The 13,790-nt window shown below is 48.8% G+C and carries 15 protein-coding genes; 2 read left to right on the forward strand and 13 right to left on the reverse strand.

Annotated elements, in window-relative coordinates; genetic code table 11:
- Positions 1-82: 82 nt before the first annotated feature.
- Together WN59_RS02880 and WN59_RS02885 are read right to left on the reverse strand one after the other, a co-directional pair.
- Positions 83-1,555 carry a purine-cytosine permease family protein gene (locus WN59_RS02880; protein WP_046512260.1) on the reverse strand — a complete coding sequence of 491 codons (1,473 nt, stop codon included), beginning with the start codon at positions 1,553-1,555 and terminating at the stop codon, positions 83-85.
- A gap of 230 nt (positions 1,556-1,785) precedes the next feature.
- On the reverse strand, positions 1,786-2,727 hold the full coding sequence (locus WN59_RS02885) for a dipeptidase (RefSeq protein WP_046512262.1): 942 nt from the start codon (positions 2,725-2,727) through the stop codon (positions 1,786-1,788).
- 203 nt (positions 2,728-2,930) lie between these two features.
- Between WN59_RS02885 and WN59_RS02890 the strand changes: the two genes are divergently transcribed.
- Together WN59_RS02890 and WN59_RS02895 are read left to right on the forward strand one after the other, a co-directional pair.
- Positions 2,931-4,259, forward strand: a complete 1,329-nt coding sequence (locus tag WN59_RS02890; RefSeq protein WP_046512265.1) for a YjiH family protein — start codon at positions 2,931-2,933, stop codon at positions 4,257-4,259.
- A 115-nt stretch (positions 4,260-4,374) separates the two neighbouring features.
- Positions 4,375-5,139 (forward strand): NRDE family protein, encoded by a 765-nt coding sequence (locus tag WN59_RS02895; RefSeq protein ID WP_046512267.1) that lies wholly within the window; start codon positions 4,375-4,377, stop codon positions 5,137-5,139.
- Between the two features lie 23 nt (positions 5,140-5,162).
- Here the strand turns inward: WN59_RS02895 and WN59_RS02900 are convergent, their stop codons facing one another.
- Genes WN59_RS02900 through paaB form a run of 11 tightly spaced genes read right to left on the reverse strand, consistent with a single transcriptional unit; the run spans position 5,163 to position 13,782 of the window.
- Positions 5,163-6,107 (reverse strand): NAD(P)H-dependent flavin oxidoreductase, encoded by a 945-nt coding sequence (locus WN59_RS02900; protein ID WP_046512268.1) that lies wholly within the window; start codon positions 6,105-6,107, stop codon positions 5,163-5,165.
- A gap of 2 nt (positions 6,108-6,109) precedes the next feature.
- Positions 6,110-6,991: a PaaX family transcriptional regulator gene (locus tag WN59_RS02905; RefSeq protein ID WP_046512272.1), complete on the reverse strand. Its 882-nt coding sequence runs from the start codon at positions 6,989-6,991 to the stop codon at positions 6,110-6,112.
- A 20-nt stretch (positions 6,992-7,011) separates the two neighbouring features.
- Positions 7,012-7,824 carry an enoyl-CoA hydratase-related protein gene (locus WN59_RS02910; RefSeq protein WP_052747242.1) on the reverse strand — a complete coding sequence of 271 codons (813 nt, stop codon included), beginning with the start codon at positions 7,822-7,824 and terminating at the stop codon, positions 7,012-7,014.
- Complete coding sequence (locus WN59_RS02915) at positions 7,808-8,662, reverse strand: 3-hydroxyacyl-CoA dehydrogenase (RefSeq protein ID WP_082099094.1); 855 nt, start codon at positions 8,660-8,662, stop codon at positions 7,808-7,810. Before WN59_RS02915 ends, WN59_RS02910 begins: the two co-directional genes overlap by 17 nt.
- Positions 8,663-8,720: 58 nt before the next feature.
- Complete coding sequence (locus WN59_RS02920) at positions 8,721-10,226, reverse strand: aldehyde dehydrogenase family protein (protein ID WP_046512275.1); 1,506 nt, start codon at positions 10,224-10,226, stop codon at positions 8,721-8,723.
- A 12-nt stretch (positions 10,227-10,238) separates the two neighbouring features.
- On the reverse strand, positions 10,239-11,012 hold the full coding sequence (locus tag WN59_RS02925; RefSeq protein WP_046512278.1) for an enoyl-CoA hydratase/isomerase family protein: 774 nt from the start codon (positions 11,010-11,012) through the stop codon (positions 10,239-10,241).
- 2 nt (positions 11,013-11,014) lie between these two features.
- The gene (locus WN59_RS02930; RefSeq protein WP_046512844.1) at positions 11,015-11,791 is read right to left on the reverse strand and encodes an enoyl-CoA hydratase/isomerase family protein; all 777 of its coding nucleotides are present in this window, start codon (positions 11,789-11,791) and stop codon (positions 11,015-11,017) included.
- On the reverse strand, positions 11,784-12,092 hold the full coding sequence (locus tag WN59_RS02935; RefSeq protein WP_046512281.1) for an EthD family reductase: 309 nt from the start codon (positions 12,090-12,092) through the stop codon (positions 11,784-11,786). Before WN59_RS02935 ends, WN59_RS02930 begins: the two co-directional genes overlap by 8 nt.
- A 14-nt stretch (positions 12,093-12,106) precedes the next feature.
- A complete protein-coding gene (paaD, locus tag WN59_RS02940) occupies positions 12,107-12,610 on the reverse strand; it encodes a 1,2-phenylacetyl-CoA epoxidase subunit PaaD (RefSeq protein ID WP_156172376.1) in 504 nt (167 codons plus the stop codon).
- A 10-nt stretch (positions 12,611-12,620) separates the two neighbouring features.
- Positions 12,621-13,442, reverse strand: coding sequence for a 1,2-phenylacetyl-CoA epoxidase subunit PaaC (paaC, locus tag WN59_RS02945; RefSeq protein WP_082099113.1), 822 nt, complete (start codon positions 13,440-13,442; stop codon positions 12,621-12,623).
- A gap of 4 nt (positions 13,443-13,446) precedes the next feature.
- Complete coding sequence (gene paaB / locus WN59_RS02950; protein WP_046512286.1) at positions 13,447-13,782, reverse strand: 1,2-phenylacetyl-CoA epoxidase subunit PaaB; 336 nt, start codon at positions 13,780-13,782, stop codon at positions 13,447-13,449.
- Between the last annotated feature and the right edge of the window lie 8 nt (positions 13,783-13,790).

The raw sequence follows: 13,790 nt of genomic DNA on the forward strand, positions 1-13,790 counted from the left end.
AATCATAAGTCCGTATTTGCTTATATCATGATACATCATCAGTGATGATAAGTCCAGTCATTTTACACTGATTGTCCACAGATCATTTTTCCAGACTTTCTGCGTTTACCGTTGCCGGTCCGCCGACACTGCCCGGATTTACGTTCTGTTCCTTACGTTCAAATAATATGTCTTCAGGATCGATGTCATTGACTTCATTCTTAAGGTAATACCTGCCCTTGGTCAATACTGCCAGCAGAACGGTCAGTATCGCAGCCAGCGCTGACGCAAAGAATGCAGCAGTACTTTCAAGGAATGTCCCCATGTAGCCGAGTGCCGCCACTGTGCCGAGGCCGCTGGCTATAATTAGTGAGACCACTCCCACCGGATTCCATTTGTACAGATTTTCCTGGCGTGCCTCATAGAAGGCAGGGCCTATCTTAAGCAACATCTTGACCACAAGCGCATCAGTAATCAGTACGGCACCCCACGCAAGCAGGAAGACACCCTGGAATGTCAGAGCAGTATCCAGATGATCAACGATGCCGCCGAGCATCAGAATCATTGCCGTGAGCCCCGCGACTACTATCCAGAATCTGCGGCCGGGTGTAAACCGGCAGACATTTTCAAAAAAATTGGAAAGTGACAGTGAGCTGCTGTAAATGTTGGTGACATTGATGCGGACCTGGGTCAGCATCGTAAACAATGCACCGCCGATACCAAGCAGCTGGACGATGTATACGCCCGGGTTCGGCTCCGCAAGACGGACGCCAAACCAGATGCCGAGACCGCCCATGACTCCGTAACAAAAAATCTGCGGAATGAATCCGATGGCAACCGAGCCGAATCTGATATGCCCGGGCTTCAGGAAGCGGGCATAGTCACTTGCAAGAAGCGCAGTCAGTCCCATGATGCCGTGCTGCATGCCGATGCACAGCAGGAGTGCCGTACCGCCGACCTGCACCCCTTCAGGCATGTAAGTCCAGAATCGTCCTTCATAAAGAGAAGTCGTAAAGATCGCCACTGTAATTGCGGCAATCAGAAATGCAAAAAATATCGGCAGTGACCATTTCTGCAGCTTATCCAGTTGTTTTATGCCAAACCAGTTCAATGGAATTACAAGTGAACCAAAGATGACTATGAGCAGCCATACCGGAATTATCGGAAAAAATTCATGTACTGCATAGACCAGTATCATACCTTCGAAAGCACAGTACATGATGAAATTGGAAGCGTAGATAAGTGATGTCAGAGAGGCACCTATGTATCCAAATCCGCCTCCGCGCGACATTAAGTTGACATTCATTCCGCTTCTTGCGGACAGATAAGAGATGATGGTGCCCATGATTCCTGCCACTATGATGGCATAGCCGGCTGATATCAGCGCGTTGACAGCACCGAACTGAAGCGCCATGACACTTCCCAGCTGAAAATAAAAAATCGCTGTTGCGATTCCGAAAGTTATGTTGGTTATGCTGAACCAACCCATTTTGCGTTCCCCGTAAGGAACCTTGTCCAATGAATAATCATCCTCGTGTGATTCGTTCCCACGATCTGCCACATTCACAGATCCCATAAATATCCACTCCAAACTTTTGAAATTTTATATTTAAGCGACTTTTACACTATAAACTACTTTCACAATTAAATCAACAGACACATCAATGTTGTACCGCTTTTATGTGAATAAGTACACATCAGTTTATATTATTCACCTTATTAAAAGTGAAACAAAAAATATAATTCACAAGAAATTATGTTTCTAAAAAATAAGACACCTTCCCCCGGAAGGCGTCTTAACAGTGTTCAGCAGTATGAATTGATGAAATTTCCGTGTGTGATTTTTGCGGTGAAACCACTGCCGTATCTTTGATTGATGGCATCTGTGAGATTCGGGAAATCGCCTGCATTCTGCAGTCGGTTTACATAAGAACCTATGCCGTCGAAATCAGACCCGATACCGATATTGTCACTTCCGCCAAGCTCCATGATCCTGTCTATATGGGGAAACAGGTCTTCAATGGAGACATCACCTTCTTTTATGAAGGGCGGGTTGAATACTATGTTGATCATTCCGCCTTTTTCTATGATCTGTCTGACCTGGCTGTCATACAGGTTCCTTGGATGATCGAACACCTCCCTCGAATTGGAGTGGGAAGCGAAGACCCGGTCTGCCTTATCAATAATGTCAGTAAAACCGGCAGTATTCAGGTGACTGACATCTATCAGCACGTCATGTTTATTGCAGCACTCAATGACCTTATAGCCAAAATCCGTCAGTCCTGCCATGCGGTTCTCCCCTACACCATCTGCGACAAGGTTGGCATTGTTCCATACAAGACCGAGTGACATGACTCCGAGGCGGATCAGGGTCCTCAGTTTCACCAGGTCGTTGCCGAAAGCATCCGAACCCTCCAATGTAAGTACCGCGCCAACCTGGTCCGGTTTCAATTCATTTATTTCAGTGAAGTTTCTGATATGGACAAAGCCCTCCTGTGCAATCACTTCATTGTAGAAACAGTCCACCTGCTCAAGAGCATGCTGCCATTTTTCATTGTCGGGGATGCCGGGAGCGATAAAAATCGCGAAGAATTGGACTTTTACATCCCCTTTCCTCAGTCGTCCGGCATTGGTATCAAGGTTGTCTGCATTCCTGTAATCGAGCAGTCTTTCTCCTGTAGGCAAACTGTCCCGGTAGTCACCCTGCAGCTTCAACAGGGCATCACAGTGCGTGTCGATGACATTCATTCTATCCTCTCCTTTACAGATCCAATGATAGCAATATAGTCCGATTATTCAAAACAGATTAAATTTTTATACATTTAAAATTAATATTTGCATTAAAATACCGTTGCGTATAAACTGATTATGGGTATGAAAACGTTTTCTATGTTTTATGTATTTACTTGTCGGGTGCTGTATGTATAATTATAACAAAGGGAGGAAGTTTTATGCGTAATACTGCAACTTTATTAAAATTCATAATACCGTCCCTGATCGGTGTTCTAATGTTCATATTTCCGATCAGCGTAGACGGGGAAACGACCATTCCGGTGGCTTTCCTTGCCAACTTACTTAATGAATCTCTTGGATATGACACGGTCGTCCTGATTGTTGTCATCATCATCAACATATCCGCACTGCTCACCCTGATCTTCAGCTGGATATACAGGCCGGAAAATGCGTTTCTCGCCAATCTGTTCACTGTAAATCCGGTATGGGTCATTCTGAGGATCGTCGGCGCGGTATTCTCAATCATGGCTATCATGACGATCGGACCGGAAGCCATCAATTCCGATATTACCGGCGGCATGCTGCTCAATGACCTGCTCCCTACATTATTCGCAGTATTCCTGTTCGCAGGAATACTGCTCCCGCTGCTTTTGAACTACGGGCTGCTGGAATTTGTAGGCTCGATTTTTGCAAAAGTCATGAGGCCGCTGTTCACACTGCCCGGCCGTTCAACAGTGGACAACCTTGCTTCATGGGTGGGAGACGGCACCGTGGGGGTCCTCCTGACCAGCAAGCAGTATGAGGAAGGCTTTTATTCCGAACGTGAAGCAGCCGTCATCGCAACGACTTTTTCAGTCGTTTCGATCACTTTCACAATCGTCATCCTCGATCTGATCGGCCTTATGAACTACTTCGGCGCCTTCTACCTGACGGTTCTGGTCGCCGGACTGGCTGCTGCGTTCATAATGCCGAGGATTCCGCCCCTCTCTCTCATTGGAGATAATTATTATACTGAGGGTCAGGATGTCGACGAAACGATTCCGAAAGGCCACAACCCTTTCTCGTGGGGCTATAAGAAAGCCTTGGACAGGGCCGAATCCGCTGACGGCTTCGTTGATTTCCTGAAAGACGGCATAAAGACAGTCGGCGACATGTGGTTTGCCGTCCTGCCGATTGTCATGGCAATCGGTACACTCGGTACAATGCTGGCCGAGTACACTCCGGTCTTTACATGGCTTGGCGCGCCGTTTGTCCCTGTACTTGAAATCATGGGCATACCGGAAGCTGTTGCTGCATCCGAAACATTATTCATCGGTTTCACAGACATGTTCCTGCCTGCCATTCTGATTGAAGGGGTTTCTGCAGACATCACGCGCTTCATCATCGGAGCTCTGAGTATCACACAGCTCATCTATCTCTCCGAAGTCGGCGGGGTCATACTCGGTTCCAAAGTTCCTGTCGGCCTGGGGAAACTGTTCATCATCTTCCTTCTCAGAACAGTCATTACACTGCCCATCATCACTGTCATTGCACATATCATTTTCTAGGTTCACCTCTGATCCCGGCCCGCAGCCGGGATTTTTTGTGTCCGGTTCGAATATTTCAACACTGGCGCCCGGGAGTATATAATGGAACCAAGAATTGATTAAAGGGGTTGATTCTATGTGTCTGATAAATTTTCAATTGAATGATCATGAAAAATACAAGCTGGTTCTGGCAGCCAACCGGGACGAGGAGTATCACCGCCCGACCGAACCTGCAAAATTCTGGGATGACGACGGGAATATCCTTGCCGGGAGGGATTTGCGCGGTACAGGAACATGGCTCGGCATTACATTGGACGGCCGCATTGCAGCACTTACAAATATCCGTAACAGCGACGAGCTCCTGAATACCAACCTTAAAACACGCGGTTTGCTGGTCAGCGGATTTTTGCAGTCGGAAGATCCGGCCGAAAAATATCTCGCCTCCCTGAAAGCAGAAGCCGGGGAATACTCTGGATTCAACCTGATTGCCGGCTCTCCCGATGAACTGTATTATCTGAACAATTATGAAAATGAAGTTCAGAGGATCGGAGACGGCGTCCACGGACTTAGCAACCACCACCTCGATACGCCGTGGCCAAAAGTTGTCAAAGGGAAGCATATGCTTTCAGCAATCACTTCCGGCAAAGTTATTGATGTGGAGGCATTGTTCAGGCTGCTGAAGGACAGTGATACGGCGCCTGTGGAAGATCTGCCGGACACCGGACTTTCCAATGAACTGGAAACACAGCTCTCATCACTGTTCATCGACACTGAAAATTACGGGACACGCTGCTCCACTGTACTTGTTGTCGATAAGGACGATAATGTGGAATTCATCGAGCGGACGTATGAACACGGCAGGATGACCGATGAAAAACGATATGCCTTCACAATCCGATAAAGCAAAAGAAGCTATGAAAATTTTCATAGCTTCTTTATATTGGAGAGGCTGTCATTAAATTCTGACCTGAATGCACTGAACAGTTCCGCAACACCGGGCAGCTCATCAATCAGGCCGGAAATCTGTCCACCGTTTATGAACCCGTTGTGCATATCCCCCTCTACTGCACCGAGCAGATGCTTTTCCTCATCTGTATTTTCTTTGTATGTTCCGAGCGAAATGCCGCGCTCTTCTTCTTTTCGGAGGCTCTCGGAATATTCATTTTCAAGCAGCCTCCTGCGTCTGCCGACCGACCTCCCGTATATTTTTGTCGACGACTCATCCGCTTCGATTATCTTTGCCTTGTAGTGATGGTGGGCGGGATGCTCCCTGGTGGCGACCAGCCGTGTGCCGAGCTGCACCAGATCCGCACCCAGCGCCATTGCCGCAAGCATGCCTCTCCCATCCCCGATGCCGCCGGCAGCAATCAGCGGCTTGTCGATGGCCTTTTTCACCTGCGGTATGAGCGTCATCGTCGTGGCTTCGGTGGAAGCATTTATCCCTGCGGCTTCGTATCCCTCGCATGTGATGATATCCACATCCATGCCCGCCACTTTTTTCGCCTGGGAAACCGTGCCGACAATCACATTTACTTTCATGCCAAGCGCCCTGATCTCTGGTATGTAGGGTGCCGGGTTTCCTGCTGAAAGAGTGATGACATCCATATTGTACCGGGCGGCAAGCCTGATCATATCCTCCGGGGCGGCATTGACGGAGATCGGGACATTGACTGCGAGCGTGCGGTCCGTCAGCCTCCTCGCTTCCTTGAACTGCTGTTCCGCTTCAATGGGGGCGAGCGTCCCGCAGCTGACTGTTCCGACTCCGCCCTGTTCGGAAATGAGTGCAGCAAAGCGCCCTGTCGGTATGTTCCCCATGCCGCCCTGCACAACGGGAATGCTGAGTCCGAGCGCGTCCATGATGTTCATCATGTTCAATCCTCCATTTCAAGATATGAATCCGTCGGTACACTAGCATCCGGTAACATGGAGTCATATGCATTATCCGCCTTGAACACGCCCTCGAAAAATTCAATGGCGCCTCTGCCGAGGAGCTGATAATAGTCGCTGAACAGCTGTCCGGCATGATGGCCGAGCCATCTCCCGGGAAGCAGTTCCGCCGGGAAGCCTGGATCTATGAATAAAAATTTTCTGTATTCGTGTGTCAGCATGACCCTTTTTATGAAGCATTCAGCGTCAGTCAGACCTCCTTCCGCAATCAGCTGTCTGTCCAGCACATAATCCCTGCTGTACTTTTCAAAGAAGCTTTCATACCTTTCGTTTATTTCTTCAATATTCCAGCCCCTCTGAATCAGACGTGAATTTTCCCCCGCTGTATATTCAGCAGAAAAGATATCAACCTTGTCCTCCAGATTGTATTTTACAGACAGTCTGTCCATGGTTTCATGAAGCTTATTCGGTGTGATATAGACATTCGTGGAAAGCTGTCCGAAACCATGCCATTCCAGCTCCCTGATGAATGCCTGTCTGTGCCTTGCGTCATCGAACCTGTTCTGCAGCACCACCATCAGCCAGCGCCCGTCCCACCTCTCCTTACCGATATTGAATATTCTTCCGGCAGCAGTGTTCAGACGGCTTTTCCCGGCTTCGGTCAGTGTATAGAAACTCTTTTTGCCCTCTTTGTCAATCGACAGCCATCCCTGCCTCGACATGCGGGAGAGGCTCATCCTCACCGACTGGGGATTGTGGTCGAATGCCTCGAGCAGTCTGATCAGGCTGCCTACCCATATCCGGTTGTTGTAATGGCGTATATAATCGCCATATATAGTAAAAATCAAAGATTGCGTCTTTGCCATGATCCTACCTCTTATCCTTTTCATTCATCCCTGAATGCTGGTTTCCTCTTTTCACCGAAACTGTTCAACGCTTCCATTCTGTCGTATGTTCTGAGTGTTTTCAAATAATGCAGGCGCTCAATCTGTACGCCTTCCGAAACGCTGTGTTCCATGCTGTCATTGATGGCGCGTTTGGCTGCATGGAGCGCCACTTTGGGCTGTGACAGCAGAATATCCATCAGATTCCCGACGGCTTCATCCAGATCGCCCGCCTTTACCATTCTATAGATGATACCATATTTTTCAGCATCGGCTGCAGAGATTTTTTCAGACAGCAATATCATTTCCCTGGCTTTATTCACACCGGCGAGCCCGGCAAGCCTTTGGGTCCCTCCCCCTCCCGGTATGATGCCCCAGCCCACTTCGGTCAGACCGAGTTGCGCAGTATCGGCGGCGATTGCAAAATCACATGCCAGGATCAGCTCCATCCCGCCGCCAAAAGCGAGACCGTCAACTTTGCAGATTGTGACGGGATCAAGCCGGCTGATCTTGTCGAAAACGGAACTGATGAGCCTGACATTCCTCATTGTTTCGTTCTCATCGAGTCCAAGGCGTTCTTTCAGGTCCGCCCCACTGGAGAACGCCTTTTTTCCGGCAGCTGTAAAAAGAACCACTTTCACACTGTCGCTATTCATTATTTCCTCAATGATCTGCTCAAGTTCCCTGAGCATTCCATAATTGAATGCATTGAAATATCTCTCCCTGTTGAAATGGATACGGTATACATTTCCCTCCTGTGCGGTTTCGATGTATTCCATCCGTCTCAATCCTCCCTTGTCATTCACTGTAATCATATATTCCTCTCCCGGATTTTTTACCCAGCCGTCCCGCTTTGACGTATTTCTCGAGAAGCGGGGCCGGCCGGAACCTTTCTCCGAGTTTGCTGTGAAGTTCTTTCATGTTATTCAGCCGGGCGTCCAGTCCGACAAGATCCACCAGTTCAAACGGTCCCATGGGATGGTTCAGACCCAGGCGGACCGCTTTGTCAATATCCGCGGGCGTCCCCAGCCCCTCCTGGAGCATATGGAAAGCTTCATTCCCTATGAGGCAGCTCATTCTTGAAGTCACAAAGCCGGGGAATTCATTGACCACCACTGTCTCCTTCCCCATTTTTTTGGCAACTGCCTCCACTTCAGTTACAGTGGCATCCGACGTCTCAAGCCCCCTCACTATTTCGACCAGCGGCATCCTGTGCACCGGATTGAAGAAATGCATTGCTATCGAACTTTCAGGTCTGTTGCCGTAGGAGGCAATTTCTGTCGGACTCATCGTACTTGTGTTTGAAGCGAAAATCGTGTGGCTCATTGCCTTTTCTGAAACAGCTTCATGAACCGCCCGCTTGATTTCGGCGACTTCCGGAACCGCCTCGATGACAAGATCGCAATCCTTGATTGCCTCTTCGTAGGAAACGGAAACCCTCAGTCTGCCGAGTGCATCTTCTCTGTCGGTCATGCTTATTTTGTTCCGGCCGACGCCTTTATCAAAAAGTTTTTTTATATCCCCGTAACTTCTATCCGCCATCTTTTCATCAACATCCATGATGACTGTATCGAAACCGGCAAGAGAGGAAACATATGCGATCCCTTTGCCCATTACGCCGGCGCCGATGACTGTTATTCTATTGGTCTGCAAGGTTACACCTCCGGTTATAAAGAGAAGGAATGGGATCAGGACCCGTTCCTTCTGCGGGCTACAGCATGAAAGGATTGATCGGTTTCCTGCCAAAATACGACATGATGCTTTTAGTTTCACTGTACAGATCAAGAGTCTCTGCAGAAAGTTCCCTGCCGAATCCGGATTGTTTATATCCTCCGAACGGAGTGCCGGGGAATGCGGAAAATGGGCAGTTGATCATGACGATGCCCGCTCTGATCTTATCGGCCACACGTTTTGCCTTCCTCGTATCTTCTGTATATATGCTTGATGCCAGACCGTAGATTGTATTGTTTGCCAGACTGACCGCCTCTTTTTCATCACTGAAGCGTGAGATGACGACCACCGGACCGAATATTTCCTCACGGACCACTGTCATGTCTTCTGTAACGTCAGTGATGATTGTTGGTTGGAGCCAAAACCCGCCTTCATAACCTTCAATGATCAGACGGTTGCCGCCATATGCGATGGTCGCCCCTTCCTGTCTCGCGGTTTCTATATATGCTTCAACCGATTCCAGCTGACTCCCATCAATCAGGCTGCCCATGTGCGTTTCTTTACTCATGGGATCGCCCATTTTCATCTGCTTCGTCTTTTCAACGAATTGCTCGACGAATGTATCATAAATGCTGTCTTCCACATATATCCGGCTTCTCGCATCACAGGATTGACCCGTATTGTTATAGATGCCATAAACGGATGAAGCCACTGCATTTTCCAGCTCTGCATCACCAAAAATGAGCGCCGGGGATTTGCCGCCGAGCTCCAGTGTCAGCCGCTTCAGTGTCCGGCTTGCTTTATACATGATGTCTTTGCCTGTATCCGTCGATCCGGTGAAGGCGACTTTATCAACCTCGGGATGTTCGACGAGATAGTCACCGATCCTGCTGCCGTTCCCCGGCAGTATATTGATCACACCATCCGGGACACCTGCCTCCTGACAGATTTCCCCCAGCACCAGTGCAGTCAGCGGTGTCAATGATGCGGGTTTTAAAACAATGGTGCATCCTGCAGCGAGTGCAGGTGCGACTTTCCATGCAGCCATCATCAGCGGATAGTTCCACGGTACAATCTGTGCACATACACCGACCGGTTCTTTTTCGGTATAGTTATGGAACTGGCCGGGCACATCATTCGTTTGGCCGCCGTGATTATAGACAGCACCCGCATAATATTCGAAATCCTCAACAGCCTGGCTGATCTGTCCGATGGCCGCATTGATTGATTTACCCGAGTTCAGGACTTCGAGCTCAACAAGTTCTTCGAACCTTTCCCGCATGATTGAAGCAATCCTGTTCAGGATCTTTGCCCGCTTGGACGTCGGGTAGATTTTCCATTTGCTGTTCTCAAAGACATCCTTCGCCGCCGTCACGGCACGTTCTGCATCCTCCTCTGTCGCCATGGCGACTTTGGCGATGACTTCGCCCGTTGCCGGATTGATGATATCCTTCGTGCCGCCGTCACTGCTCTCCACCTTTTCACCATTGATGAAAAGTTCATAGAATTCTCTCCTGATGCCGTTTTGCACTTTCACTTCCGTCATTTAAGTATCCTCCTATTTTCCTTTGAATTCCGCTTTTCTTTTTTCCTTGAACGCCATCATGCCCTCACGATGATCTTCGGTCAGACCGCTTAATCTCTGGTATTCACTTTCAATATCCATGAATTCCGAAAGCGCCGAATCCGCCACCCTTTTTGTCAGCTGTTTGATCAGTCCGATTGCAATGGACGGCTTTCCGAGCAGATCGTCTATTCTCGCACAGCATTCTGTATCAAAAATGTCCTTTTCAAAAACGTCATCGACAAGTCCCAGATCCATTGATTCGCGGGCACTCAGCCTGGGTGAGTACAAAGAAATTTCCAGAGCTTTCTGCTGTCCGGCCAATTTTGTGAGATGAAAGATATGTCCGCTGTCCGGAACCAGACCGACATTGATGAATGCACTGGTCATCATTGCATCATCTCTCATCCATCTCATATCGCATGCCAGTGCAATGCTCATCCCCGCGCCTGCTGCTATTCCATTCACTTTAGCCACAATCAGCTTCTCCGATGTATCAATTGCCTGTATCAGCGGTGCATAGAACAAGCGGATCATTTCTCCGTGATCCATGCTTTCATCCACCCCGGTAAGATCCTGCCCGGTTGAAAAAACCTTGCCTGTCCCTTCGATGGTGATGACCTTGATATCCTCACTTTTCTCAAGCATTCTCAGAGCTTGCCCGGTTTCTTCCAGCATTTCATCATTGAAGGCATTATATTTATCCGGACGATTGAAAATAATCTGTCCGATGCCTTCTTCCTGGTTTACAATGATGGTTTCATACATTTCTACCGCCCCCTGAATTCAGGTGGTTTCTTATCCAAAAACGCCTGCATTCCGATTTTCTGGTCTTCTGTTGAGAACAGCAGATAGAAATTTTTCCTTTCAATCTGCATGCCCGCATACAACGAATGATCCTGGGCGGCGTTTACGGATTCCTTGATCAGTTTCAAGGCAATCTGCGGCTGCTTTGCAAGTTTTGCCGCCAGTTTGAATACGGTCTCCTCGAGAAGCCTTTCGTCTGCAAGATGGTTGATGACACCATGGTCATGCAGTGTCTTGGCTGAAATGGTTTCGCCGAGCATTATCCACTCCATCGTCCGCTTCGTACCGGCAAGTCTGGTCAGTCGCTGGGTGCCGCCTGCCCCCGGCATAGCCCCGATGGTCACTTCCGGGAACCCGAATACTGCATCCCTGGCCGCAACGATCATGTCCGAGAGGAGCGCCAGTTCAAATCCACCGCCAAATGCATATTTGTGAACGCCGGAAATGACAGGTTTCGTTATTTCAGCCATCCTGTCCCAGATTCTGAACTGGTCCCGCACCATCACATCCCGCGCATCGGCATCTTTCATTTCACCGATATCCGCACCGCTTGAAAACATTCGTCCCCTTCCCATGACAGTCATGACCTTTACATCCTGATTCCCGTCGAAGCATTCCATGGCATGAAGAATCTCCTCTGTCATCTCAATGGAAATCGCATTGTTCATTTCAGGCCGGTCAAGCCAGATCATGCCTATACCATCCTTCAGATCGGTACTGATGTTTTTATAGTTACCCATCAGCATCTTCGCCGACCATGAAGGTCACCGATTTTCCGGAAAGTGACATCGCATCTTTTGCAGATGCCCTGCCCTCATCGGATGAAAGGCCGCTTTTCAATTCATCCATATTGTCATAATACATTTCACAGATGATATAGTACCTGCTCGGATTTCCCATCGGGTCCTTGTCATATTTGCTCACCTTGACTTCTTTCAGACCGGGAATCTTCTCAGTCAACGGTATATGTTTGTCGAAGTAATGGGCATCGAATGCCTGCTTATCCTCCGGATGTCCGTACATAGCTACAACCTTTACCATTTACCTCTCCCCTTTTAATGCATATTTGATGATACGAGCTTCATCGCTTCAAACGGATTCCGGCAATTTCTGCAGTACAGTATGCTGCGGCATGCCGTCGGTCCGAATATGTTCTCCATCGTCACAAACGTCGATCCGCAATACGGGCAGTCGACATGCCAGCTGCCGTCCCCTTCAATGAATTCCGGCGGCGGTGCGATCCCGAATTCCTTCAGTCCCCTGATGCCGTCTTCAGTTACCCTGTCGCTCGTCCACGGCACTGAAAATGTGAATTCGACTTCGGCTGAATCCACACCGTCAAGTTCCAGCAGTGCCGCCGCGCAGTTCTTTTCAATGATCGGAAGCGCAGGGCACCCGCTGAATGTAGGCAGCAGCGTCACTTTTATATTTTTATCCGCTACCGCCACTTTATACACCATTCCAAGATCGACGATGGAAACCGTATCGATTTCCGGATCCTTCACTTCTGCCAGTTTCGAAAGTATCAATTCTTCATCCAAAATTTTTTCAACCTTCATATACATCCACCTACCATTTTGCCTCCGGCACTGAGCCGTAGACTTCGTTCATCAGCTCCAATGCATCTTCCAGGTCCCTGGTGTGCCCGCCGAGTCTGCCGTTCTCTTTCTGAGCGTCCGGAAATGAAAACACGCTGGCCGTCTGACCGAACACCTTTTCCATTTCCTTTCGGAAGCTGTCCTTCATTTCAGCTTCGGGCGCGATATATCCTTTTGCGGTGATATCTTCAGCGTACTTTCCAAGATGGAACAGATCGGCGCATTCGCCGTTCACTTTTTCAAGCGCAGCCGTCATGCGCGCTTTTGCATCATCATTTGAATTCATCAGCTCGATAAACCATGTCCGCCAGTGCAGCTCATGATAATAAAGTTCCATTGCCGCTTTTGCCGCAACGTCCCTCAGCGGACTGCATGAAGATTGTTTCAACGCATCAAGTTTCACTTTTTTATGCATATTGTAGTAGAGGTTCCTGACGACATGGTAGGCCCAGTCATACTTTGGTGCATCAAGATACTCGCCTTCGCCATTCCTCTTTTCTGTGAGGATGCTGTTCCTTCTGTCCGCCGGTTTCCTGAAATGGGCGAGGTCATCCGCATCCCTGCCGCATATGTCCCCGAGCAGCCCATAATACATTGAAGCGTGTCCCATCATATCCTGTGAAATCGAAGCCGACGCCACATCCTCTTCGATATGCGGGGCCAGCCCGAGCCATTCCGATGACCTGAATGACAGCAGATAATCATCATCTGCAAGCTGCTTCAGCAGGTCGGCAAGATATTCCTGATCCGTCTCCGTCAGCCCTTCAAACTTTCCGTTCTCCGTCTTTTCCATGACTTCACTCCTTCGCCCATCCCATTATTTCTTTTTCATCCAGCGGGTTCTGTTCGTACTGTCTCCATTTTTTCCTCAGATACCCGTAGCCCTTCGTATTCCTGTAATCTTTATTATCCAGGCGCTTGAGGGAATGTTTTTTCCCCTCCGATAAAGTAAGTATGTGCTCCCGTCTCACCACCCAGAGGTCAGAGACGGGCTCCCGCCTCAGGAAGTTCTCCTGGGCCATCACTTTCGCTATTTCATCATTCGGTGCCGTCAGACTGAACTGATGGATGAACTCCTTATCGGGTGCCCTTTTGGAAAACACTTCATATTCATTGTAAAAAGTGCCGCTCATGTATTTAT

It is taken from the genome of Salinicoccus sediminis (genome assembly GCF_000986795.1).
Classification (GTDB): domain Bacteria; phylum Bacillota; class Bacilli; order Staphylococcales; family Salinicoccaceae; genus Salinicoccus; species Salinicoccus sediminis.

Bases quoted from the DNA above. Each gene is read 5' to 3' on its own strand.
- WN59_RS02880 (WP_046512260.1), bottom strand. From the start codon at position 1,555: ATGGGATCTGTGAATGTGGCAGATCGTGGGAACGAATCACACGAGGAT.
- WN59_RS02885 (WP_046512262.1), bottom strand. From the start codon at position 2,727: ATGAATGTCATCGACACGCACTGTGATGCCCTGTTGAAGCTGCAGGGT.
- WN59_RS02890 (WP_046512265.1), top strand. From the start codon at position 2,931: ATGCGTAATACTGCAACTTTATTAAAATTCATAATACCGTCCCTGATC.
- WN59_RS02895 (WP_046512267.1), top strand. From the start codon at position 4,375: ATGTGTCTGATAAATTTTCAATTGAATGATCATGAAAAATACAAGCTG.
- WN59_RS02900 (WP_046512268.1), bottom strand. From the start codon at position 6,107: ATGATGAACATCATGGACGCGCTCGGACTCAGCATTCCCGTTGTGCAG.
- WN59_RS02905 (WP_046512272.1), bottom strand. From the start codon at position 6,991: ATGGCAAAGACGCAATCTTTGATTTTTACTATATATGGCGATTATATA.
- WN59_RS02910 (WP_052747242.1), bottom strand. From the start codon at position 7,824: ATGATTACAGTGAATGACAAGGGAGGATTGAGACGGATGGAATACATC.
- WN59_RS02920 (WP_046512275.1), bottom strand. From the start codon at position 10,226: ATGACGGAAGTGAAAGTGCAAAACGGCATCAGGAGAGAATTCTATGAA.
- WN59_RS02925 (WP_046512278.1), bottom strand. From the start codon at position 11,012: ATGTATGAAACCATCATTGTAAACCAGGAAGAAGGCATCGGACAGATT.
- WN59_RS02930 (WP_046512844.1), bottom strand. From the start codon at position 11,791: ATGGGTAACTATAAAAACATCAGTACCGATCTGAAGGATGGTATAGGC.
- WN59_RS02935 (WP_046512281.1), bottom strand. From the start codon at position 12,092: ATGGTAAAGGTTGTAGCTATGTACGGACATCCGGAGGATAAGCAGGCA.
- paaD (WP_156172376.1), bottom strand. From the start codon at position 12,610: ATGAAGGTTGAAAAAATTTTGGATGAAGAATTGATACTTTCGAAACTG.
- paaC (WP_082099113.1), bottom strand. From the start codon at position 13,442: ATGGAAAAGACGGAGAACGGAAAGTTTGAAGGGCTGACGGAGACGGAT.
- paaB (WP_046512286.1), bottom strand. From the start codon at position 13,782: ATGAGCGGCACTTTTTACAATGAATATGAAGTGTTTTCCAAAAGGGCA.